Raw genomic sequence first — 23220 nt, 5'->3', positions numbered from 1 at the left:
TCAGACCCGCTCGAACAGTTGGTATGGTTCTGCTTCAGGCAATTTCGACCATCATGGCGAGTGCTTCAAGTGTTTCCGGATCCTGCTCCCGAATACGATTGGCGATGGCGCGCTGAAAGAAATATACGGTGCGATGTCGCTCTTCGGCAGCATAGAGGCAATCATCTCCCGGCAGCACGGGCGTCTGAATCGGTAATGACTCATCGAGCAGCAGTGCCTCGATACGTCCATCGCTTCTGAGCTGCCAACCATGCACCTGCTTGAGTTGCCACGGCCCCTCGTCCTCTTCGTAACACAGCGCGTGCGTGCCTTGTGTATCGGGTAGCAGCTGCAGCGCAATGCCCTCTTCACATGGCTCATAATCGAAGTAGGCAGCTGCGTGTTCCAGCTCCTGAAGCTTGTGAGTCGGAGGGGAGTCCAGCAGCTCTTCCGTTTCCGGATCACGGTAGCCGACAAAGCAGCCATGCTCGGGATCGTCGAGCTCATGACAGGGACGTAACGTGTTCAGCCACGGTACCATGCCCACCACTTCCCCATTGCCCCGTATAGCCCAGGCCAGCACCGGCATGGCGTAGAGGGCTTCCTCATCGGTAGAGAGCCGATAGAGCATTTCCAGCCCATCCAGCTCGGGCGCCAGGCGCACGATGCGTCGAGAGGCTCGCAGGCGTTCGCGCATGGCTGCCATGTCAATAATGATGGCCGGCCGCGAAGAGGACATTACCTGGCTCATGAGAAGCCTCCTTGTCGACTGTCGGAGTTGTGATGACCACCTCGACCGGACGCCTGCCTCTTCACCGCTCATCGCAGGCTGAAGCAACAGTCCGGGATTCAGGCAACCCACATCTGCACTATTAGCACAGCGTCGACCGAAAAGTTAAGCGCCTTTATGCCCGTGTTGTATTCGTTATTCATGCGCTCTGCGCCTCGCTCAGCCTGATAATGGCCCGTCGCGAGGTATGCCATAGACGCCAGCCCAGCAGGAGGGCCGCGACACTGAGACCTGCAATCAGGCCCAGCCAGTAGCCATAGACGCCCAGCCCGCTGAAGTGGCCGGCCCAGCCCCGGCCCAGCAGATGACCGCCACCGAGGCCTACCACCCAGTAGGCGAACAGGGTGATGCCCATGATGATACGGGTGTCCTTGTAGCCTCGTAGAGCACCGGCCATGCTGACCTGAAGTGCATCGGAGAATTGATAGAGGGTGGCCAGCAGAACCAGCTGGCCTGCCAGCGCACGCACTTCGGTATTGTCACTGTAGAGTGCCACCACCGCGGGGCCGCCCCACAGTAGAACGAGATCAATCAGCAGAGCCGCCAACAGTGCACAACCCACACCATTGAAAGCGACAAAGCGCGCCTGTTCTGGCGCCTCGCGTCCGACAGCATTTCCGACTCTTACGGTCAGTGCCATGCCCAGAGATAGCGGGACCATGAATAAAAGCGACGTGAAGTTCAGGGCAATCTGATGGGCAGCGACTACGATACTGCCGAAGCCGGCGACGAACAGGGCGATCAGCGTGAACAGGGTGACCTCGGTAAAAATAGCGACGCCAATTGGCAGGCCAACCCGCAATAATTCCCGGATCCTGTCCGATTTCGGCCACGCAGGTGTACGCCACAAGGCTACGGAATGAAAGATCCGGGCGCGGTGGGTGTACCACATCATGGTCAGACACATGACCCACATCGCAATGGAAGTCGCCACACCGCAGCCGATGGCTCCCAGTGCCGGCAATGCCTGCAGCCATCCCGGTGTTGCTGAACCAAGCAGGGCTGTTGCGCCTTCACCGCCATGAATCAGCAGATAATTACAGGGAATGTTGACCAGCAGGCCGACCAGACTGATCAGTAGTGCAGGGCGAGTGTGATTCATGCCATCGGAAAAGGCGCGCAGGGTCTGATACAGCGCCATGCCGAGCAGACCGGGCGCTACCGCATGGAGATAGCTTGTAGAGAGGCCGGAAACTTCGACGGGGACGGCCATGAATTCGAAAATCGGCTCAGCCAGAAGATAAAGTAGCGTGGCGCTCATCAGCCCGAGTGTCAGAGCGACCCACAGAGCCTGATGGACAGCGGGACGAATGGCACCGTGACGGGTGGCTCCCAGATGTTGTGCCACGATAGGGGTCAGGCCCATCAGGGTCCCGGTCATGAACAGCATCAGCGGGACCCATAGACTGGCGCCTACCGAGACGGCCGCCAGGTCGGTAGCGCTGGCCTGACCCGCCATCAGGACATCTACTGTACTCATGCCGGCCTGGGCCAGCTGAGCCCCGAGAATCGGCAGGGCAAGTCTGGAAAGCTGGCCGCTCTCGACACGGCTGCGCTGAATCAGTGAAGATGAGGACACGACGCTTTCCCGGCAAAGTGGGGACGCAGAGTCTAGCAGAGCGCAGCCTGTCTACCGAGACCATCGAACGCCGCATGAATCACTTCAGTAACAGCTCCCCGACGTCCGAGACGATGACTACCACCATACTGCCCGAACCGGAAGCCGAGCAGCTCATGGTGCTGTTCAATACATTATTCGAAGCGCGCTATCACACCCGACTGCTCTGTGGCGATGAAGAACCACTTTATCGCCCGCCCTCAGGCGACAGGGTGGCCGAGATCATCTTTGCCCACGGCTTTTTTGCCAGTGCCTTGCATGAGGTCAGTCACTGGTGCATAGCCGGCTCCCGCCGGCGTCAGCTGGAGGATTACGGTTACTGGTATCTTCCGGATGGACGCGATCAGGCCGCCCAGCAGGCTTTCGAGCAGGCAGAGGTGGCGCCGCAGGCACTTGAAAGCCTGTTTTGTGAGGCCAGTAAGCGACGTTTCAATGTCAGCGTGGATAATCTTGATGGCAGTGCCGAGGTGGATCGAGCAGCGTTCGCCGAACAGGTAAAAGCGCGCGCCGAGCGCTACAGCCGCGAGGGCCTGCCATTGCGTGCCGCCGCCTTCCATCGGGCGCTGACGGCCTGCTTTCGCAAGGACACGCCGCCCCGGGAGGCAGCGCGTGACGCCGGGTACTGGCTCGACAGCCAGCGTTAGTCCTGTCCGGCGCTACTCCTCGTCTGCATCCGGCCCAAAGCCGGCACCGGGCAGGGCGCCGCTGTCATTTTCGTCCTGAAAACGCATGTGCAGGGTCAGCATGACCTGCAGTTCATCTTCGGCACGCAGCGGTTCCAGCCCCAGTTCATTGAAGAGTTCGCCCCGCTGCTCGCGCCACTCATCCCCAGGCAGCTCCTCGTAGAGCTGTTCAGCGGGCATCAGTTCGACGAATGGCTCGACCCCGCAGCTGGCGAACAAGCTGGAAAGGATGGCCTGCTCGTCGACGACGCCGGGGGTGTGCAGCGTGGCGCCATGGTAGTCCGCTTCAAGTTCCCGGATGACCTCCACGGTGGTCAGGCCAAGTGTGTTGAGCTGCTCTTCGCTGTAGTCACCGAAACTGACGCTGTCATCCTCGAGCCAGCCCGGATCAGGCTGAATCAGGGTTTGCTTGATGCGGCCATCCGGTAGTGACCAGGCGATGGCCACCGGCAGCTCGCCGTCGCCGGCCTCGATCGCCAGAAAGCCGGGGAGATCAATATCGGGGGCGCCGGTATCGGCGTTCAGGGCAGTATCATCCATGGGGGATAACCTCATCGAGACCAAAGAAACGTCGTGCCGTCTTCGTGGTGGCGCTTGCCAGCTCCGCTTCTTCCATGCCGCGGCAGGCGGCAATTTCGCGCACAATCCAGGGCAGTAGCGCCGGTTCGTGGCGTCGTCCCTTGAGTTTGGCCGGCAGATTACGCGGGAGCAAATAGGGGCAGTCGGTTTCGACCATCAGCCGGTTCAGTGGAATATCGTTGACTGCTTCACGCAGATGCTGCCCCCGGCGCTCGTCACACAGCCAGCCTGTCTGGCCAATATGCAGATCAAGATCCAGGTAACCATGCAGCGTGGCGCGTTCACCGGTAAAACAGTGTACGACGGCCCTGGTGATATCATCACGCCAGTACCTGAGCATCTCGAGCATGTCATGACCGGCCTCACGCTCATGCAGAAACAGGGGTTGACCACTTTCAGCTGCCAGCTCGAGCTGCGCTTCGAAGGTACGACGCTGCACGCTGCGCGGCATCAGATCCCGATGATAGTCGAGTCCACACTCGCCGGCAGCCACCGTACTCGGCTGAGCCAGTACCTGACGTACATATTCAGCCATGCTGGCGTCCCACTGATCGGCATGATGGGGATGCACACCGGCCGTGGTATACAGTTCGACCCCGTCATGCTCGTGTTCGCATAGCGTTAACGCGGCCTGGATGTGCTCGCGGTCGGTGCCGGTCAGGATCAGCGTCGTGACATTGGCTTGCCGAGCGCGGGTGAGGACGTCCTCCAGATCGGCTTCAAAGCTTTCATGGGTCAGGTTGGCGCCAATATCGACCAGCGGCGCCGGGGAAGTGAATTGCAGGGCGTCGGGCAGCATGGACTTTTCCATTGGATGAATGGCAACTCTTCTCTGGGTGATGGCGTGCAGCCTGGCTGATCGATCGAAAAGTGTCAGCTGCAGGATGCCGCCAATCCGATCGGGCAATACGCTACAATGGGTTGCCCATATTACTGTGACCGTGGACGTAACGCATGCTGCTGAAACTGGAAGGCCTGCAACTCGCCTATGGCACGCAGGTCCTGCTGGATGGTGCCGATCTCACTCTGGAACGTGGCGAGCGACTGGCGCTGGTCGGACGCAACGGTACCGGCAAATCAACACTGCTGTCGCTGATTGCCGGCACGACCCAGCCGGACGGAGGCAGCATCTGGCGCATGCCGGGATTGCGTGTCGGCACGCTTGAACAGGCGCTGCCTGATGCCGAGGGTCGACATATCTTTGATGTTGTCGCCGAAGGACTGCCGGAAACCGGTCGCCTGCTGGCAGAATATCAGCGTCTGATCGAATCGAACGAACCCGACATGAACCGGCTGGCAGCGCTGCAGTCGGAGCTCGAAGCCATGGATGGCTGGTCGTATCACCAGCGCATCGATACGGTGCTGACTCGGCTCGGATTACCGGCTGACATGTCGATGGAAGGGCTTTCCGGCGGTTGGCGGCGTCGTGTGGCACTGGCGCGTGCGTTGGTGGCCGACCCTGATGTACTGCTGCTGGACGAACCGACCAACCATCTCGACCTCGATACCATCATGTGGCTTGAAGAACAGTTGCTGCAGTTTAGCGGTGCGGTGCTGTTCATTACTCACGATCGGGCGTTTTTGAAGCGACTGGCCACCAGCATTCTGGAGCTGGATCGGGGACGACTGGGTCGTTATCCGGGCAACTATGATCGGTATCAGGAACAAAAGGATCACGAACTCGAGATCGAGGCACGCGAGCGCGAGGAGTTCGACAAGAAGCTGGCGGCCGAAGAGCGCTGGATTCGCCAGGGCATCAAGGCGCGGCGCACGCGTAATGAAGGGCGTGTACGTGCCCTGCAGCAAATGCGCAGCGAGCGCAGTGAACGTCGCGAAAGACAGGGACGTGCACGTATGCAGCTCGACAGCGGTGAGCGCTCCGGTCAGCGAGTCGTCGAGCTTGAGGGGGTCAGTCAGCAATTCGGCGATGACTGGGTAATACGTGATCTGTCGCTCGAGATTCAGCGGGGTGATCGAATTGGCCTGATCGGACGTAACGGCGCCGGCAAGACCACCCTGCTGAAGATTCTGCTCGGTGAGCTCGAGCCCACCGAAGGGCGGGTGCGTATGGGCACCAACCTGCAGGTCGCCTATTTTGATCAGTTGCGCGCCGGACTCGATATGGATGCCAGCGTGCTCGATAACGTGGCCGGTGGACGGGATCATGTCACAGTGGGGGGGCGGGATCGCCATGTAATGGGATACCTGCAGGATTTCCTGTTCTCTCCGCAGCGGGCACGTCAGCCGGTGCGAGCACTGTCCGGTGGTGAAGCCAACCGGCTGCTGCTGGCCAGGTTGTTTACTCAGCCGGCCAACGTGCTGGTGATGGACGAACCTACCAACGATCTTGATGTGGAAACCCTGGAACTGTTGGAGGAGCTGCTGCTGCAGTTCGAAGGCACTCTGCTACTGGTCAGCCACGATCGTGATTTCATGGACAACGTGGTGACCAGCGTGCTGGCTTTCGAAGGTGAGGGGCAGGTGCGTGATTATGTCGGTGGTTACAGCGACTGGGTCCGCCAGGGTGGCCGCCTGCCACCGGCACCGGGTGAACTCGATCGTCGTGGTACAACCACTGAAGCCACCTCGCAACCGACACAGGAACAGGACACGGCTCATGCAGCCGGTTCGCACGCATCATCAACAACCAGTCGGAAGCGGGGCAGCTCCGGCAAGCTCTCCTACAAGCTGCAACGTGAACTGGATCAATTGCCAGCGACCATTGAACAGCTGGAGCGCGAGGTGGCCGAACTGGAAAGAGAGGTAGGAGAGCCTGCCTTTTATCAGCAGGAGAGCGACGTGATTACTGCCCGCCTGGCAGTATTGTCCGAGAAGCAGGGCGAGCTGGATGCCGCAATGGAACGCTGGATGACACTTGAGGCTCAGCGCGAGGAGTCCTGATCCAGATGATTGCGCCCCGACATGAGGGCCGGGGCGCATATCGGTTAAAGGACCGGGTATTTACTCTGCCGCTTCCCCTTCAGCACCGACCCGTACGGCCAGCACGTCGCAGCAGGCACCATGCAGTACCCCCGTCGAAGTGGAGCCCAGCAGCAGGGCAAAGCCTGTGCGGCCATGTGAGCCTACCACGATCAGATCGACATCATTGGCCTTGGCAAAACGATGAATCTCCGCATCCGGCATGCCGACTACGACATGCTGGTTTTCGCGCGGAATATCGTAGGGATCTGCCACCTCAGCGAGTCGTTCGCGGGCATGTTCATCCAACTGATCCTGGATGCTGGTGAGATCCATCGGGATGTCGCCGCCGTAGGCGAAACCCAGCGGCTCCAGCGTATGAATGATGGATATTTTGGCATTATCGTTGCGTCGGGCGACCGGGAGGGCGCGTTCCAATACCCGTTTCGAATCCGGGGTCAGGTCCACGGCCACCAGAATGTGGTGATAATCCTGACTCATCGCTATTTCCCCCTTGCTGTCCATCCATTGGGCCAGGCTCGGCCCTGAATACGATTGCGACACCCGAGTGGGTCGCAACGCGAGTATCGGATGGATCAGACCATACAGCAATGCGGCAATACGTCACCAGCGCATGACCGCGAATCGGACATCAGGTGTCGCAGGGACGCGACAGCAGTTGCTGACCGTTCTGTTCGATCCGATCGAGTAACGCCTCGAGCTGCGTTTGCTCCTCGTCGGTAATATCCCGAAGCATGGCGGTACGTGCTTCATTGACAACGACTTCAATACGTTCCAGTAGGGGGGTAGCCTGTTCGGTCAGATAGACCAGTTTGGTGCGTCGATCCTCATCACAGGAGCGACGCTCGATCAGGCCCTGCTGGGAGAGCTGATCCAGTGTGCGCACCAATGACGGCGCTTCCACCCCAATGGTCCGTGCCAGATCACACTGGGCCTGGCCATCGCCATGACGACGCAGGTGATACAGCGTAACCCAGCGAGTCTGGGTCATGCCGAGCGGGGCCAGGCGCTGATCGATGATGGCTCGCCATACGCGAGGGACCCGCGAAAGTTTAAGGCAGAGGGATTCGTGCATCAGGGGTCGGCTGGTTGATGATAGGAACCCAATTGTCACGAATCAGACGGCGATCTTGCAAGTCAACAGTACCGATCCATACAGGAAATTGCTTTATTGGCTCTTTTCGGACACGTCACGACGGCTTTCGATACCGGCCGGATGCAGCCAGCCAATACCGGCCGTACGGCGAAGATGGCCATCTGCCTGTTCAACCCTGGCGCGGTCGTGGCCCACTTGAAAGCGGATCACGCCGATCTGTTGGCCGGCATCGGTCACCACGTCGATACGCCAGCGTCCAGTGATGTCGCGACCGAAATTCTGCTTGTGCGACCAGGCACGATAACCGTGGCCCGGTACGCCGCGAATGGTCAGGGCAATGCGATCGACTACCTCGCCATTGTGGCGCCAGACATGAAAGATGCGCTCATTGAGCCCGCGAGGGGCATGAATGGCGGTATAAGCGTACAGGCCGTGATTGCGAACAGCCTCTGCTGTCAGTGGTATCCGGCCCTGGGGTGTACGGGCTGATTCGTTGAAGCCGGGCGACAGGGCGCTGGCATCGATCCATAGGGTGGCTGGGGGGATCCATCCACGACTCAGCCAGGTCCCTGCACCCAGTAGTGTGGCCAGTCCAATCAGTGCCAGCCAGCTGGCGACTCCCCGTGGACGGAACAGATTGGCGAGACTGGGCAAACTGACCAATGGAATGGCCAGTGCCGCCAGCAGCAGGCTTTCACCGGTGGTTAAATGGATCAGCAGTGGAAGCGAGACCAGCATCAGGACCAGCACGCAGAGGCCATGAAAGGCGAAATAAAGCCAGCGATGACGTTCGGCCAGCGCAAAATAGAAGGGATCGAGAATCGAGATCAATGCGGCCAGTAGCAGAAGACTGGTAAACAGGGCCTGGGGGCTGGTCCAGACAGTGGTAACAAGAAAAAAGGGCAGGCAGAAGAAGAGTGTCTCCTGGTGGGTCATCTGAGCCAGAAAGGTGGTCACCATCCTGGGCAGCTTCGAGCGCGCGTTACCCGGTTTGCGCCACTGCCATAGCGCTTCGATGGTCAGGCCCAGCCAGGTGGCCAGCAGAGCTACTGCCAGCCAGGCTCCCAGCGATTGCTGACGGTTGACCAGCAGGAAACTGAAAATACCACTGCCGAAACTGATCAGTGGCCATAATCTTTGATAGCGTGCAAGCCGCTGCCAGAGTGTTTGTAACCATTGTGGCAGTGCAAACGAAGTCAGCATGTGAAGAATGAACAGTCCTGGAGAGGATCAGGGGTCGACCCGATAGGCATCGGGCCATTCGGTCAATGGGCCACGGCTACCGGCCAATGTTAGCGCCAGATCGGTGATTGCCGGCCAGACCGGCAACACGGCACCACCCTTGACCGACAGATCAAGGCGCTGGGCGAATAGCAGCAGCTTTTGCAGTCGCTTGATCGGCAGGCGCTGCAGTGCCTGCTGATAGTGGGGGCGACGCTTGTCCGGAATCATCGGGCGCTGTGACTTGCAGGCGTGTTCCAGTGTCTGGCCCTGATCGAGATGCTGGCGGATCGAGATAAGAAGACGCAATTCCCGGGTGACAGCCCATAGAATAACGGGCGGCTCCACGCCTTCACCCTGCAACCCGTTGACAATGCGTACCGCACGTTCCGGCTCGCCCCTCAGACAGGCCTCGTTGAGCGTGAAGACATCGAAACGGGCGCTATCTTCCACCCCACTGGCAACATCATCCGCAGAAAGTCGGGTGCCGGCAGGGTGGACCAGTGCCAGCCGCATCAGTGCCTGATCGGCGGCCAGCAGGTTGCCCTCGATGCGATCGGCCAACAGGCGAGCAGCATCCGGTGCCAGGTCAAGCTGATGGCGGCCGGCCCGATCACGGATCCAGTAATGCAGACGGTCATGATCCACCGGCCAGACCGGCACGTGGACACCCGCGCGATCCAGCGCCTTGAACCAGCGACTCTGCTGAGCCTTGCGATCCAGCCTGGCAGCGCTGATCAACAGCACATCATCGCTGTCCTGCGAACGTTGTACCCAGGTCTCGATCGCCCGTCCGCCTTCCTGACCGGGTGATTGACTGCCCAGGCGCAGCTCCACGAGCCGACGATCTCCAAACAGTGAGAGATTGCTGCTGGTTTCCAGTAGTGTGGACCAGCTGAAGCCGTTCTCGACGTGCAGGATTTCCCGTTCCTCGATACCGGCCGCTCGCGCACTCTGACGGATCGCATCACAGGCTTCCATGTGAATCAGCGGTTCGTCGCCGGAAACGAGATACACCGGCGACAGGCCCTTGCGCAGCTGGTCATCAAGACGGTCGGGATAGACTCGCATGGTTCAACCCCGGTTCAGGGTGTGGCCTTGTCATCAAGTGCGCGCAGACGATCGATCAGACGCTGGGCAAGCTCGCGGCGCAATTGCTGCTCGAGCTGGTGGCGCTGTTCGTCGCGTGCCAGCAGCTGATCCTCACTGGTGTAGTAGGTGCCATCCACCGAGACTTCCTGCTGACTGAGCAGATAGGCATTATCCGAAGTACGTTGGACCGAGAAGGGCAGCGTCAGTGTCACCTGACGTTCCTGATTGCCAGCATCACCATAGGTCAGCTCGGTTTCCTGCTGATCCGGCTTGCCCAGATTGAGTCGACGCGGGGCCTGGTCACTGATGGTGACTCCTGCCTCGGTCAGGGCCTGGCGGACTTCTCGGGTCAGATGGTCCCGTGGGCCACTTTCAGCGCTGGACAGGGCAATGCGCTGAAGATCGAGCTCGCCACCGCTGCCGAGTCCGCGCAGCTGAAAGCCACAGCCGGCCAGGCCTGCCGTGAGAGCGCCGACCGCCAGCGCTGCCAGAAGACTTCGTCGGTTCACGCCTCTCTCCTTGTCCATGATGATTGAATCACTACCCGGCGACGATATTGACCAGTTTGCCCGGGACTACAATGACCTTGCGTACCGTGGCGCCTTCCAGGTGGCGCTGCACATTCTCGGTGGCCAGTGCCTGCTGTTCGATATCATCGCGATCGGCATCGGCAGCCACTTCAATGCGAGCACGCAGCTTGCCATTGACCTGAACACCGAGCTCCAGGGTTTCGCGCTTGAGCGCTGCAGCATCGACTCGCGGCCAGCGGGCATCGATGACCGGCTCATCATGGCCCAGCTCCTGCCATAGCGCATGACTGGCATGGGGTGTGATCGGTGCCAGGATCAGCACGCAGAACTCGATGGCTTCGCGGGCGACAGACAGTCCCTCGGCACTGACATCATCGAAGCGGCCGAGGGCATTGGTCAGCTCCATGACCGCGGCAATAGCGGTATTGAATGTCATCCGCCGCCCAACATCGTCGGTCGCTTTCTCCAGCGTTTCGTGTGCCTTGCGTCGCAGATCGCGCTGCGTTTCCGTCAGACCTGCAGGATCGAGCGTGCCCGGTTTCCCTGCGGCCAGATGATCGGCGACCAGCTTCCAGAAACGTCGCAGAAAGCGGTGGGCGCCCTCGACTCCGGCATCCGACCATTCCAGCGATTGCTCCGGAGGCGCGGCGAACATCATGAACAGGCGCACCGTATCGGCACCGAAGCGGTCGATCATGGCCTGGGGATCGACCCCGTTGTTCTTGGACTTCGACATCTTTTCGATGCCGCCCATTTCGACCGGCTCACCGTCTGCTTCGAGCCGAGCGCTGACAGGGCGCCCACGCTCATCGCGCTCGACACTCACTTCCTGTGGATTGAACCAGTCACGGCCACCCGCGGGCAGCGGGCGATAGAAGGTATCGGCGACCACCATGCCCTGAGTGAGCAAGCGCTGAAAGGGTTCGTCACAGTCGACCAGCCCGAAATCACGCATCAGCTTGTGGAAGAACCGAGCGTAGAGCAGGTGCAGGATGGCGTGCTCGATCCCGCCGATATAAAGATCGACCGGCAACCAGTAACGGGCACGTTCATCGAGCATGGCCTCGTTATTGTCGGCGCAGCAGAAACGGGCGTAGTACCAGCTCGACTCCATGAAGGTATCGAAGGTGTCGGTCTCCCGGGTCCAGCCGTCGCCCAGATCATAAAAGGCGGGCATACGCTTGAGCGGCGAGCCGGTGGCATCGATTTCCACTTCGCGGGGCAGTTCGACCGGCAGTTCTTCATCGGTCAGCGGAACGGTTTCACCGGCCGGGCCATATTTGACCGGAATGGGCGCTCCCCAGTAGCGCTGACGGGCCACGCCCCAGTCACGCAGGCGGAAGTTGGTTTTGACTTCGCCGCGTCCCATTGAAACCAGTCGTCCGGCAATGGTGTCGAAAGCGGCATCGAAATCGAGCCCATTGAATTCGCCGGAATTGATCAATACGCCATGTTCGGTCCAGGCACCGGCGCTGATATCCGGCGCCTTGCCGTGCTCATCGGCGATCACCGGCTGAATCGGCAGCTCATATCGGGTCGCAAACTCCCAGTCACGCTGATCATGGCCGGGAACCGACATCACGGCCCCTGTGCCGTACTCCATCAGCACGAAGTTGGCCACGAAGATCGGTATGGTATTACCGGTCAGGGGATGGATGGCCCGATAGCCGGTATCCATGCCCTTTTTCTCCATGGTGGCCATATCGGCCTCGGAGGTCATGCCACGCCGACATTCGCCACGGAACGCTTCCAGGCCTTCTACCCGGGCACTGGCTGCTTCGGCCAGTGGATGATCGGCGGCCACTGCCATGTAGGTGACCCCCATCAGGGTATCCGGACGGGTCGTGAACACAGTGAGATGTTCACCCCCTTCGGGGGCATCGGCGACATCAAAGGTCAGCTCCACGCCACGCGACTTGCCTATCCAGTTGCGCTGCATGGTCTTGACCTGTTCGGGCCAGTCGAGATGTTCGAGATCGGCCAGCAGCTCCTCGGCGTAATCAGTGATACGCAGGAACCAAAGCGGAATTTCGCGCCGCTCGACCAGTGCGCCCGAGCGCCAGCCACGACCATCAATGACCTGCTCATTGGCCAGAACAGTCTGATCCACCGGATCCCAGTTCACGGTCGAGAGTTTCTTGTAAACCAGCCCCTTTTCCACCAGCCTGGCGAAGAACCACTGTTCCCAGCGATAGTAATCGCTGTCGCAGGTGGCAAATTCGCGATCCCAGTCATAGGCGAAACCCAGTGCCCTGAGCTGGGAGCGCATGTAGTCGATATTCTGGTAGGTCCAGTCACCGGGGGGTACCCGATTCTTGATGGCGGCATTCTCTGCCGGCATCCCGAAGGCATCCCATCCCATCGGTTGCAGTACGTTTTTGCCCTGCATGCGCTGAAAGCGGCTGATCACATCACCAATGGTGTAATTGCGCACGTGGCCCATGTGCAATTTGCCGCTGGGATAGGGGAACATGCTCAGGCAGTAGAACTTCTCACGGCTGGCATCCTCGACGGCCTTGAAACAGCGGTTCTTTTCCCAGTATTGCTGGGCACTGCGTTCGATCTCGAAAGGGGAGTACTGTGCGTCCATCATCCTGATCCAGAATCCGATAGTGCGGACCGGATGCCATGGCGGGCATCCGGCCGTTGAAGATGCCGACTCGTTGCAGATCGCCCGCGAAAACGTGCAGGAATACACGCTTTCGCGGGCCACCTGGACGGAGCCCGGAGCGCCCGTCATACTTTGCACATGGTGATCAAATGGCCATGGCAGCCGCCGGAGTCAGCGGGTTCCCAAGGATACCCGAGTCAACCGGTGACAGATAGGTCCGTAGCCGGGTCGCGGACTGCCGATGCATCGACAGGAGAGTAGAAATGCGCGATTCCCGTGAACATGAGACGTCTTCTTCCGAAGATCATGCCGATCAGCGCGATAATGACCGCCTTGGCAATGCCTATGACCGAATCATTGGCCGCTTCAGCGATCGCACGGATCATCTCTCCCGTGAAGGGCTGCAGCGCGAACTCGATGAAGCAGTGCAGTTTGAAGCTGATGTCGAAGAATTTACCCGGGATGAACTGGCTCTGCTGCGCGCCTGGGTATCACGTGATCTCGGAGAATTAAGGCGCTATCTGGGCAGTGGTGGCAGTACCGTGGCCGACTGGCTGGGCATCGATCTCGATGTATTGTCGGCGCGGTTGCGCAACGGGCTCTTTTCGATTGCCGATCGAACGCCGATCGATCAGCTACGGTTCGAGGAAGATCTCGAGGCGGCTCAGGCAGACTATTGCGAGGGAGAAATTGCTGCTCCGGGTCGCATGACCTGCGTACATTGTGGCGAGCAGACCACCCTGGGTCAGCGTCAGCGTCTGGGACCCTGTCCGGCCTGCGGTCATCGCTGGTTCCGTCGCGATACCACGCCGATTCGCTGAGTATTCTGCGCAAGCGCCATTAACGGGGAGCGTATCGCTCCCCGTTTCACTTACCGCGTCTGGCGCTGGCTCATATGCCGGCCTGTGCCAGTGGTGTATCAGATTCGACGTCCTCCTCCTCCAGAACCCGGTGAGCGGTTTCGGGCAGGCGCATGCCACCCGCCAGTGCGAGCAGTGCAATCACGACCAGATACCAGGCCGGCGCCAGATTGCTGCCGCTGACATCGATCAGCCAGGTGGCGATCAGCGGAGCGGTACCCCCGAACACCGTATAGGCCAGGTTATAGCACAGCGCCGAGGCCGTATAGCGCACTCGTGTTGGAAACTGCTCTGAAAGCAGCACGGCGGTCACCACCCCACAGATGACTGCGCCGATGGCTATCATTGCGGCACCGATCAGCGATTCGAGGAAATTGCCGCTGCCCGCCAGCCAGTATGCCGGGAAGACGGCCATGATCAGACTGAAGCAGGCTGTCATGATAGTACGGCGGCGGCCCACCCGATCGGCATAAAGACCCACGATCGGGCATAGCAGGGCTGCGAAGATCAGCGCCCCCAGACTGGCGAGCAGGGCGGTGGTTTCCGAGGCATGACCGACAACCTGCATGTAGGTCGCAAAATAGGTGGTGAACATGTAAAACGAGAGCGCCGTGGCCGAGATGAAGGCGCTCAGACAGAGAATGACGGCGCCATGGCTCCTGATGGTCTCCTTCAGGGGCGCGTGTGGTACTCCCTCCTGCTGGCGCAGGGCTTTGAAGGCCGGAGATTCATCAAGTCTCAGGCGCATGTAGAGTCCGATCAGCCCCAGTGGTGCGGCAATCAGAAAGGGTACACGCCATCCCCACTGCTGCATGCTGGCTTCGGAGAGCAGGGCATTCATGGTAAACCCCAGTACGGCAGCCAGGGCGAAGGCAGCAAAGGTCGATACCGGAATGAAACTGCCATAGCGACCGCGCTGCCTGCGGGGCGCATGCTCCATGACAAAGGCACAGGCCCCTGCATACTCGCCACCCGTCGAAAAGCCCTGAATACAGCGTGCCAGCGCCAATGCCAGGGGTGCCGCCATGCCGACACTCTGCCAGGTGGGCAGCAGCCCGATCAGGGTAGTGGCTCCGGCCATCAGCAGCACCGTGAGGGAGAGCACGCGCTTGCGACCGATGCGGTCCCCCAGCATACCGAACACCACGCCGCCCAGTGGCCGCAGGGCAAAGGAAACGGCAAAGACGGCGAAGGTCTGCAGCAGCGCCAGCGATGGCTCGCCGGGCGGGAAAAAGTGCTGTGACAGTGTCACCGCCAGAAAGCCGTAGATGGCAAAATCGAACCACTCGATGAAATTGCCAATAGCCGAGGCGGTGATGACACGATGCAGGATGGCAGGCGCCACCGTGGTGTCAGGAGAGCCGTTGTTATTGTTGGCGGCAGAGACCATGACCTTTCCTCCGAAGGTGGAAAGGTCATACCTTAGCCCTGGGTCGCAGCGAAGCATGCCGTGGTTACGACATGCTCCTGGTCACTGGCGACATGCGGGGATGCAATTGTGACAGGGGCGGCCAGTGCTGGCCGTTCAGCGTCCGGCAAGCAGGCCGAGATACTCGTGCAACGCCCAGAAACTGTAACGCAGCGCCCGCGGATTGGGCACAATACTGCTCAGGCCATAACCGGATCTGGCCGTAAAACCGGTCGGTGCAGCCAACACCTTCAACCCCTGCTGACGGAAGTTGCGCGCCGCGCGCGGCATGTGCCAGGCCGTGGTGACCAGCACAACGGTATCGATTCCCGCCTGCCCGAGAATGCGAGCACTATACCTGGCGTTGTGGGCCGTATCGTGGCTCTGGATTTCACGCCAGCGGGTTGGCACGCCAAAGGAGTGCTGTAGCCGCCACGCCATCAGGTCGGCTTCCGGCGGGTCATCGGTGCCCCGTTGGCCACCGCCACCGGAAGTCAGGATGGGGAGCCCGGTGCGTCGATGAATACGCGCTGCATCGGCCAGTCGCTGCAGCGCCATTGGCGTGACATCGTCACGCCCGCCCAGCTGGGGCTGGCCGAACAGACGTCCTCCCCCAAGTACGACGATGGCACCAGCATTGGTCCATTGTTCGGACGTCGCCACTGGCACGCTGTTTTCCAGTGGTTGCATCAGCCAGCTGGATACCCGGTTGGTGGAGAGCAGCCATAATGCTGCCATGGCAGCCAGCGCTATATTGCGCCCTGTGCGTGGCCAGCGTCGGATCAGGGCAATACCGAGCAGGCCCATCACCAGCAAGCCGCCAGGAGGCAGCACCAGATGCTGTATCCAGTCAGGCATCAGACATTACTCCTGCGTCGAGTCATGACTCCACCGGCTACTGCCAATAGCAGGGCGCCGACCAGCGTTGGCCAGCTGCCAGTATGGGTAAAGGGCGTTTCTCCGCGGATCGGGCGGATGCTGCCTTCAAGTACGGCGGGCGTGAAGCGAGGTGCCTGCGCCGTGACACGACCATCGGGCCCCACAATGGCTGTCATGCCGTTATTGGTCCCCCTGAGCAGATACCGATTGTTCTCCAGTGCTCGCAGCTGTGCCATCTGCATGTGCTGCAACGGACCGATGGAGTGGCCGAACCAGGCATCATTGGAGACCGTCAGCAAAACATTGGCGTTTTCAGCCCGTTGCCGGACCAGATCCGGATAAACGATCTCATAGCAGATTGCGACACCCAGGCGCAGGGGACCAACCTGTAACGGAGGTTGTGCGGCATCGCCGGCGGACATGTTCGACATTGGGAGATCGAAAAAACCGACAATGCCCCGCAGTAGGCCGGAAAGTGGCAGATATTCACCGAAGGGCACCAGATGTGCCTTGCGATAAGCTTCCCCGGGCTGGTTCAGCGCCATGACGCTGTTGTAGTAACGATCCTGCTTACGTTGCAGGATGCCGGTCACCAGGGTGGAGTTGGCAGGAAGGGTGGCCTGGACGCTTTCAAGGAAAGGCATGGCCTGATCTGCAAACAGGGGCAGTGCCGTCTCCGGCCAGATAACCAGGCGCGGATCATCCGTGATCTGACGCGTCAGCCCGGCATAGGTGTTGGCTGCATTGCGTTGACCGTCCCGTGTCCATTTCTCGAGCTGGGGCTGATCACCCTGTACCAGTGCAACGGTTATCGGATTGCCTTCGGGAGAGACCCACAGTCTGGGCAGCAGCATGGGGATCATCCAAAGTGCTGCCAGGGCCGGTATCCACCACCAGCAACGCTTGAGTACCAGTTGCCAGATCAGAGCGCCCGACAGCGCTACAAATAGTGAGATCAGATAGACCCCTCCCAGGGGGGCCAGACTCGCCAGCGGTGACTCAACGTGGGCACTGCCCAGATAGAGCCAGGGAAAGCCGGTAAAGGCCCAGCTGCGAAAGGCTTCACCCAGAGTGTACATGCCGGCAAAGCTCAGCGGATCCAGCCTGGAAGGGGAAATCAGCCGGTACAAGGCAAAGGTGGCTGCCTGAAACAGTGCGAGCGTCACGACAAACAGTCCCGTCAGCAGCAGCGCTACCGGGATACTGGTATAGCCGTAATCATGGATCGATACATAGACCCAGGAGGTGCCGGTGCCGAACAGCCCAACACCGAATAACCAGCCTCGCAGCGCTCCACGGCGTACCCCGCATCCCCCCAGCACGCCGAACAGCACAGCCATGGTGATGAGTCCGATCCACCACTGGCTGAAGGGAGCAAAGGTCAGAGTAGTCAGTGCACCAGCCAGTAGCGCCGCCAGATGGCCCAGCCAGGGGCGTTGCACAAGGGAGATCATGACGTTTTCCTTGAATCGGGTAGGGCTGGCCGGCAGCAGGCAAATGGCCGCCGGCCATCATCGGTGCTCCGGCAGGATCAGGAGGCGACGCGGTCGTGAGTCAACAGATTCAGGGCGCCATCAAGCGGGCTGACCTGTAGCCAGCGAATCCGGCGATTGTCGGCGTTCATGACCGTGAAACGCCAGTTGTCGAGCTCGGTAGATTCATTGCGGCCGGGCAGGTGCCCGAAACGCTGCATCACCAGCCCTCCGACGGTGTCAAACTCGTCATCGGAGAATTGGGTGCCAAAGCGTTCGTTGAAATCTTCGATCGGTGTCAGTGCCTTGACGGCATAGCTGCCATCGCCGAGATCGCGAATGTCATCCTCTTCCTCGATATCGTGTTCGTCCTCGATATCACCCACGATCTGTTCAAGGATGTCCTCGATGGTGACAATCCCGGCTGTACCGCCGTATTCATCGACCACGATCGCCATATGGTTGCGGGTGTCACGAAATTCCTTGAGGAGGCTGTTCAGGCGCTTGGATTCCGGCACGAAAACGGCCGGGCGCAGGACATCACGCAACGAGAATGCGCTGCGCTGCGCTTCATTCTGAAGAATCAGAGGCAGCATATCCTTGACCAGCAACACGCCAAGAATCTCGTCGAGGCTGTCGTCAATGACGGGATAGCGGGAGTGGGCGGTTTCATGAATGATCGGCAGACACTGTTCCGGGCGTTGATCAGCCCGAATGGCGACTACCTGGGAACGGGGGATCATGATATCGCGCACCTGCATGGTGCCGATATTGAAAGCGCCCTCGATAATCGAGAGCTCATCCTGATCGATCTTCAGTCGGGTAGCGGCTTCTCGCAGGAAGGTCAGCAGTTCGTCCCGACTGCTGGGTTCATCACTGTCGCCGCCAAAGGCGTTGATAAGTCGGTCCAGCCAGGATCTGCCATTATGGCTTCCCGATCGGTCATCGCTCATGCGTATGGTCTCTCGTCCTCGCCAGCCCCGCCTTCCCCGGCCGGGGCATCCGGTGAAACGGTGCGCTCCGCGTAAGGGTCATCAATGCCCAGTGAGGCCAGCACCTCTCGTTCGAGAGCCTCCATGCGTTCGGCCTCATCGTCCTCGATATGGTCATGTCCCAGCAGATGCAAGGTACCATGGACCACCATATGGGCGAAGTGATCCATCAGTGGCTTGGCCTGCTCGATGGCTTCGCGTTCAACCACTGCAGCACAGATGATCAGATCCCCCAGCAGGGGCAGCTCGATATTGGAGGGTGCCTCGAAGGGAAAGGAGAGTACGTTGGTCGATTTGTCCCGAGCGCGATAATCGCGATTGAGCGTTCGACTCTCTGATTCATCGACAAACCGAATGGTCAGTTCATGGCGCGAGTGCTCACCGGCTCGCGCAAGCGCAGCTGTTGTCCAGCGCTCCAGATCGTTCTGGGTCGGCAGAGTGGGGAAATCGACTGCTATCTGGCAGTCGACGATCGATTCACTCATGCGCTGCGATCCTCTTCGCTCTCCCAGGCGTCATAGGCTTCGATGATTCGGGCCACCAGTGGATGGCGGACCACATCACGCGAGTCGAAGTGGGAAATGCCGATACCGGGAACGTCCCGGAGCACCTGCAGGACGTGGATCAAACCGGATTGAGTGCCCTTGGGCAGATCGACCTGAGTGATATCGCCGGTGATCACGGCAGTCGAGCCGAAACCGATACGCGTCAGGAACATTTTCATCTGTTCACGCGTAGTGTTCTGACTCTCGTCGAGAATTACGAAGGCGTTATTGAGCGTACGCCCACGCATGTAGGCCAGCGGGGCGATCTCGATGACCTGACGCTCGATCAGCTTGTTGACCTGCTCGAAGCCAAGCATTTCGTAGAGCGCATCATAGAGTGGACGCAGATAGGGATCGATTTTCTGAGCAAGATCCCCGGGCAGGAAGCCGAGTTTTTCACCGGCTTCCACCGCAGGGCGGACCAGCAGGATACGGCTGACCTGCTGCTGATTGAGCGCTTCGACCGCAGCAGCGACTGCCAGAAAGGTCTTGCCCGTGCCCGCCGGCCCGATACCGAAATTGATATCATGTTGGTGGATCGAGCCGACATAGCGCTGCTGGTTGGCACCGCGCGGCTTGATCATCACCTTGGGTGTCCGGATCAGGGACCCGTCAGCAGATTCGCCCGTCGCCGTATCCTCTTCGACAATGGCCTCGATGCCGGCTTCCTGCAGATAGAGGTGCACCATGTCGGGCGAGAGCTCGGCTGATTCGGTTTCGCGATACAGATGCTCGAGGATATTGCCGGCGGCCTTGACCTGGGAACCGGTACCGGCCAGCTGAAAGGCATTGCCCCGGTTGCGGATGGTGACCCCCAGGCGTTCCTCGATCAGTCGAAGATGTTCATCCTGTTGACCGCTGAGACTGGCCAGCCTCATGGGGTCATTGGGCTCCAGGGTCAGCTGGAGCACGCGGTGCGCATTGGCGGAATGCTGACTCAATGTAATCTGATTCCTGCGTTGGCCCTGATGGTGAACTCAGCTTACTGCGCCGGGGACGGGCGTCGCAATGCAGCAGTAGGCACTGCTGGGCAATCCGGTGCGCCGATGACCATTGAGATCACCGGCACGGGCGCATCGCTGAACGGAGGATAATAAAGCTGCGATCGAGTCAGGCGCTTTCAGGGAGCGTTTCCTGAAGTCGACCACGCAATGAATTGGGGTAGGCTTCGGTGATTTCCACATCCACGAAGCTGCCGATCAGAGCAAGCGGATCGGTGGCTCGGAAGTTGACCACACGATTGTTTTCGGTTCGACCGGACAGTTCACCTGGATCACGAGGCGAGAAACCGGAAACCAGAATGCGCTGGGTGGTACCCACCATCCGACGAGAAATGCGCATGGCGTTATTGCTGATGTGATCCTGCAGGATCTTCAGGCGCTCTTTCTTGACGGCCTCGGGCGTATTGTCTTCCAGCTCGGCGGCCGGCGTGCCCGGGCGCTTCGAGTAGATGAAACTGAAGGAGTGATCGAAACCGATGCGCTCGATCAGCTCCATGGTGTCGAGGAAATCCTGTTCGGTTTCACCCGGGAACCCAATGATGAAATCCGAGGAGAAACTGATATCCGGCCGGTTGGCGCGGATGCGCTCCATCTTCTCGATATACGCCTCTCGGCCGTGACCGCGCTTCATCGCTTTCAGAATGCGATCCGAGCCTGACTGCACCGGCAGATGCAGGTGGCTGACCAGTTCGGGAATCTCGGCGTAGGCTTCCACCAGAGAGTCGGTGAACTCGACCGGATGAGAAGTAGTGAAGCGAATGCGATCGATGCCATCGATCGCTGCCACGCAGGCGATCAACTCGGCCAGATCAATCTCCTCGCCTTCCTCGTTGTAACCGCGATAGGCGTTGACGTTCTGCCCCAGCAGGTTGACTTCGCGCACTCCCTGATCCGCCAGATGCGCGACCTCATCCATTACGCTTTCGAAGGGTCGGGAAATCTCCTCGCCTCGCGTATAGGGCACCACGCAGAAGCTGCAGTACTTCGAGCAGCCTTCCATGATCGAGACAAAGGATGTCACGCCATCGGAGCTGGGTGCCGGCAACCGATCGAATTTTTCGATTTCGGGAAAGGTAACATCGACCATCGAAATGCGATCGGTACGACCGCCACTATGGCGGGCATCGAGCATATCGGGGATGCGATGGAGTGTCTGCGGGCCGAAGACTATATCGACATGTGGTGCCCGCTTGCGGATATTCTCGCCTTCCTGGCTGGCGACACAGCCCCCGACACCGATCACCAGATCGGGATTGTCAGCCTTGAGCTGTTTCCAGCGGCCGAGCTGATGGAACACCTTCTCCTGCGCTTTCTCGCGGATCGAACAGGTATTGAGCAGGATGACATCGGCCTCCTGCTCGTTGTCGGTGAGCTCCAGTTGATGAGACTCGCCGAGCAGATCGGCCATGCGCGCCGAGTCGTACTCGTTCATCTGGCAGCCGTGAGTCTTGATGAAGAGTTTCTTCGCCATGTCCGCCACTCTGAATCGGTGCGTGATCGGTCGTGCTCGTCAACGTCCGTGGCGCATTGAGCACACGGCCGGTGAAGAGATCAGTCACGAGGAAATGGTGCGCATTATACGGACCACAGTCGGTAACGACCAGCGTTGTGGCCTCGTGGGCAGCCGAAACGGTTGTGTTAGACTCGCGGGCTGATCGCACTGCCGTGGCGGAGCATGCCGATGGCAGAAACAGTAAACGAAACAACCGGACCGAGTGCATCCATGGCAGCCAGCCCGCTATATCGAGTGATATTCCTGCAGCAGGGAGAGCTCTGGGAACTTTACGCCCGCGATATTTATCAGAGCGAGCTATGGGGATTTCTGGAAATAGAGGGATTCGTTTTCGGTGATGCTTCAAAGGTCGTGGTAGACCCGAGCACCGAGCGGTTACGCCGCGCTTTTGAAGGGGTCTCGCGCAGTTATCTCCCCATCAATGCCGTGGTGCGCATTGATGAGGTCGAACGGGAAGGGACGCCACGCGCAACAAAAGCAGAGGGTAATGTGACCGCCTTTCCCGGTAATAACCAGTGGCCGCCACGCAGTGAGTAACGAACGGTAGTGTAGCGGCGGTCAGATTTTGAACAAAATGTGTCACTGCCGGCCGTGTCGGTGGCCGGATGACATTTCCAGGACAGTTGTCCTCGGAGTTATCCACAGAATGTGTGGATGAAGAGGCTTCGGGGAGCGAACGGGGCGGCACCGAACAGGATGTCGGGGCCGGAGACTCATCACTCTGCGGTACACATGCGATCTGCACCCCCATTCATCAACAGACAGCGACACAATCATGCGACGACAATTCGGATGTATTTTTCTCGGCCTGCTACTGGGTGCCACCACAAGCGTGGTGCAGGCGGCACCTGATCGTTGGGTCAGCGATGATCTATCGACCTGGGTACGCAGTGGGCCGAGTGATAACTACCGTATCGTGGGAACAGTCAATTCCGGCGATCCGGTCACCCTGCTGGAGACTCAGGGAGATTACAGTCATATCCGCAGTAACGATGGCGATGAAGTCTGGATCAAGAGTGCTGACCTGCAGTCCGAGCCGAGTGTTCAAAAGCGCTTGCCGGCCCTTCAGAGCAAGGTTGAAGATCTGACCGGTCAACTGGATGGCATCAATTCGAAATGGCAGAACCGGGTTGCCAGCATGAAGGCGACGCTCGAGGCGCGTCAGAGTCGTATCGACGAACTGCAAAAGACCAATGATTCACTCAATGAACAGTTGACCAGCGCTCAGAGCGAAATGCGCAAGTACCGAGCCCGGCTCGATACCGAGCGTAACGATCTGTTGATGCGCTATTTTCTCTATGGGGGTGGTGTCGCAGGGGCCGGCCTGGTACTGGGGCTGCTGGTGCCGCATCTGCCGCGACGCCGCAAGCGTCGCGACCGCTGGTTCTGATGACAGGACAGGGGTGAGCGC

General features: G+C 59.7%; 22 protein-coding genes. 5 read left to right on the top strand and 17 right to left on the bottom strand.

The genetic code is table 11. The features are described from left to right. Positions 1–34: 34 nt before the first annotated feature. The gene (locus tag FY550_RS10590) at positions 35–730 is read right to left on the bottom strand and encodes a hypothetical protein (protein ID WP_199287799.1); all 696 of its coding nucleotides are present in this window, start codon (positions 728–730) and stop codon (positions 35–37) included. Between the two features lie 178 nt (positions 731–908). Then, entirely contained in the window at positions 909–2348 is a 1440-nt protein-coding gene (locus FY550_RS10585) for an MATE family efflux transporter (RefSeq protein WP_233350199.1), read from the bottom strand. A gap of 113 nt (positions 2349–2461) precedes the next feature. Here FY550_RS10585 and FY550_RS10580 point away from each other — a divergent pair, with 113 nt between their 5' ends. After that, positions 2462–3031 carry an elongation factor P hydroxylase gene (locus FY550_RS10580; protein WP_070977868.1) on the top strand — a complete coding sequence of 190 codons (570 nt, stop codon included), beginning with the start codon at positions 2462–2464 and terminating at the stop codon, positions 3029–3031. Positions 3032–3043: 12 nt separating this feature from the next. On the opposite strand, the gene FY550_RS10575 is transcribed toward FY550_RS10580, so the two are convergent. Together FY550_RS10575 and FY550_RS10570 are read right to left on the bottom strand one after the other, a co-directional pair. Further along, the gene (locus tag FY550_RS10575) at positions 3044–3610 is read right to left on the bottom strand and encodes a hypothetical protein (protein ID WP_070977867.1); all 567 of its coding nucleotides are present in this window, start codon (positions 3608–3610) and stop codon (positions 3044–3046) included. Next, on the bottom strand, positions 3603–4448 hold the full coding sequence (locus FY550_RS10570; RefSeq protein ID WP_070977866.1) for a TatD family hydrolase: 846 nt from the start codon (positions 4446–4448) through the stop codon (positions 3603–3605). The genes FY550_RS10575 and FY550_RS10570 overlap by 8 nt, the downstream gene beginning before the upstream one ends. 155 nt (positions 4449–4603) lie before the next feature. On the opposite strand from FY550_RS10570, the gene FY550_RS10565 reads away from it, so the two are divergent. Then, on the top strand, positions 4604–6550 hold the full coding sequence (locus tag FY550_RS10565; protein ID WP_070977865.1) for an ATP-binding cassette domain-containing protein: 1947 nt from the start codon (positions 4604–4606) through the stop codon (positions 6548–6550). Positions 6551–6610: 60 nt separating this feature from the next. Here the strand turns inward: FY550_RS10565 and FY550_RS10560 are convergent, their stop codons facing one another. The 6 genes from FY550_RS10560 to leuS all read right to left on the bottom strand — a co-directional run bounded on the left by FY550_RS10560 (position 6611) and on the right by leuS (position 13118). Next, entirely contained in the window at positions 6611–7069 is a 459-nt protein-coding gene (locus FY550_RS10560) for a universal stress protein (RefSeq protein WP_070977864.1), read from the bottom strand. Between the two features lie 151 nt (positions 7070–7220). Then, entirely contained in the window at positions 7221–7664 is a 444-nt protein-coding gene (gene slyA / locus FY550_RS10555) for a transcriptional regulator SlyA (protein ID WP_070977863.1), read from the bottom strand. A gap of 93 nt (positions 7665–7757) precedes the next feature. After that, complete coding sequence (locus FY550_RS10550; RefSeq protein WP_070977862.1) at positions 7758–8888, bottom strand: DUF5924 family protein; 1131 nt, start codon at positions 8886–8888, stop codon at positions 7758–7760. A 27-nt stretch (positions 8889–8915) separates the two neighbouring features. Then, entirely contained in the window at positions 8916–9977 is a 1062-nt protein-coding gene (holA, locus tag FY550_RS10545; protein WP_070977861.1) for a DNA polymerase III subunit delta, read from the bottom strand. A 14-nt stretch (positions 9978–9991) separates the two neighbouring features. After that, on the bottom strand, positions 9992–10507 hold the full coding sequence (locus FY550_RS10540) for an LPS-assembly lipoprotein LptE (protein ID WP_070977860.1): 516 nt from the start codon (positions 10505–10507) through the stop codon (positions 9992–9994). Positions 10508–10538: 31 nt separating this feature from the next. Then, positions 10539–13118 carry a leucine--tRNA ligase gene (gene leuS, locus FY550_RS10535; protein ID WP_070977859.1) on the bottom strand — a complete coding sequence of 860 codons (2580 nt, stop codon included), beginning with the start codon at positions 13116–13118 and terminating at the stop codon, positions 10539–10541. Positions 13119–13402: 284 nt separating this feature from the next. Here leuS and FY550_RS10530 point away from each other — a divergent pair, with 284 nt between their 5' ends. Beyond that, a complete protein-coding gene (locus tag FY550_RS10530; RefSeq protein ID WP_070977858.1) occupies positions 13403–13960 on the top strand; it encodes a zinc ribbon-containing protein in 558 nt (185 codons plus the stop codon). A 70-nt stretch (positions 13961–14030) separates the two neighbouring features. Here FY550_RS10530 and FY550_RS10525 read toward each other — a convergent pair whose 3' ends face one another. The 7 genes from FY550_RS10525 to miaB all read right to left on the bottom strand — a co-directional run bounded on the left by FY550_RS10525 (position 14031) and on the right by miaB (position 21767). Beyond that, entirely contained in the window at positions 14031–15389 is a 1359-nt protein-coding gene (locus FY550_RS10525) for an MFS transporter (RefSeq protein WP_070977857.1), read from the bottom strand. A 135-nt stretch (positions 15390–15524) separates the two neighbouring features. Then, entirely contained in the window at positions 15525–16265 is a 741-nt protein-coding gene (locus FY550_RS10520) for a YdcF family protein (protein WP_070977856.1), read from the bottom strand. Further along, a complete protein-coding gene (lnt, locus tag FY550_RS10515; RefSeq protein ID WP_070977855.1) occupies positions 16265–17740 on the bottom strand; it encodes an apolipoprotein N-acyltransferase in 1476 nt (491 codons plus the stop codon). Before lnt ends, FY550_RS10520 begins: the two co-directional genes overlap by 1 nt. Before the next feature lie 77 nt (positions 17741–17817). Next, positions 17818–18711 (bottom strand): HlyC/CorC family transporter, encoded by an 894-nt coding sequence (locus FY550_RS10510; RefSeq protein ID WP_070977854.1) that lies wholly within the window; start codon positions 18709–18711, stop codon positions 17818–17820. After that, the gene (gene ybeY / locus FY550_RS10505) at positions 18708–19235 is read right to left on the bottom strand and encodes an rRNA maturation RNase YbeY (protein ID WP_070977853.1); all 528 of its coding nucleotides are present in this window, start codon (positions 19233–19235) and stop codon (positions 18708–18710) included. Before ybeY ends, FY550_RS10510 begins: the two co-directional genes overlap by 4 nt. Then, on the bottom strand, positions 19232–20236 hold the full coding sequence (locus FY550_RS10500) for a PhoH family protein (RefSeq protein ID WP_070977852.1): 1005 nt from the start codon (positions 20234–20236) through the stop codon (positions 19232–19234). The genes ybeY and FY550_RS10500 overlap by 4 nt, the downstream gene beginning before the upstream one ends. Positions 20237–20405: 169 nt before the next feature. Continuing rightward, the gene (gene miaB / locus FY550_RS10495) at positions 20406–21767 is read right to left on the bottom strand and encodes a tRNA (N6-isopentenyl adenosine(37)-C2)-methylthiotransferase MiaB (RefSeq protein ID WP_070977851.1); all 1362 of its coding nucleotides are present in this window, start codon (positions 21765–21767) and stop codon (positions 20406–20408) included. Positions 21768–22019: 252 nt separating this feature from the next. Between miaB and FY550_RS10490 the strand changes: the two genes are divergently transcribed. Continuing rightward, positions 22020–22346, top strand: coding sequence for a DUF1820 family protein (locus FY550_RS10490; RefSeq protein WP_070977850.1), 327 nt, complete (start codon positions 22020–22022; stop codon positions 22344–22346). Between the two features lie 238 nt (positions 22347–22584). Next, complete coding sequence (locus FY550_RS10485; protein ID WP_070977849.1) at positions 22585–23199, top strand: TIGR04211 family SH3 domain-containing protein; 615 nt, start codon at positions 22585–22587, stop codon at positions 23197–23199. The last annotated feature ends 21 nt before the right edge of the window (positions 23200–23220 follow it).

It is taken from the genome of Kushneria phosphatilytica, assembly GCF_008247605.1.
GTDB classification, from domain to species: domain Bacteria; phylum Pseudomonadota; class Gammaproteobacteria; order Pseudomonadales; family Halomonadaceae; genus Kushneria; species Kushneria phosphatilytica.
This window is presented reverse-complemented; position numbering and strand designations above follow the sequence as displayed.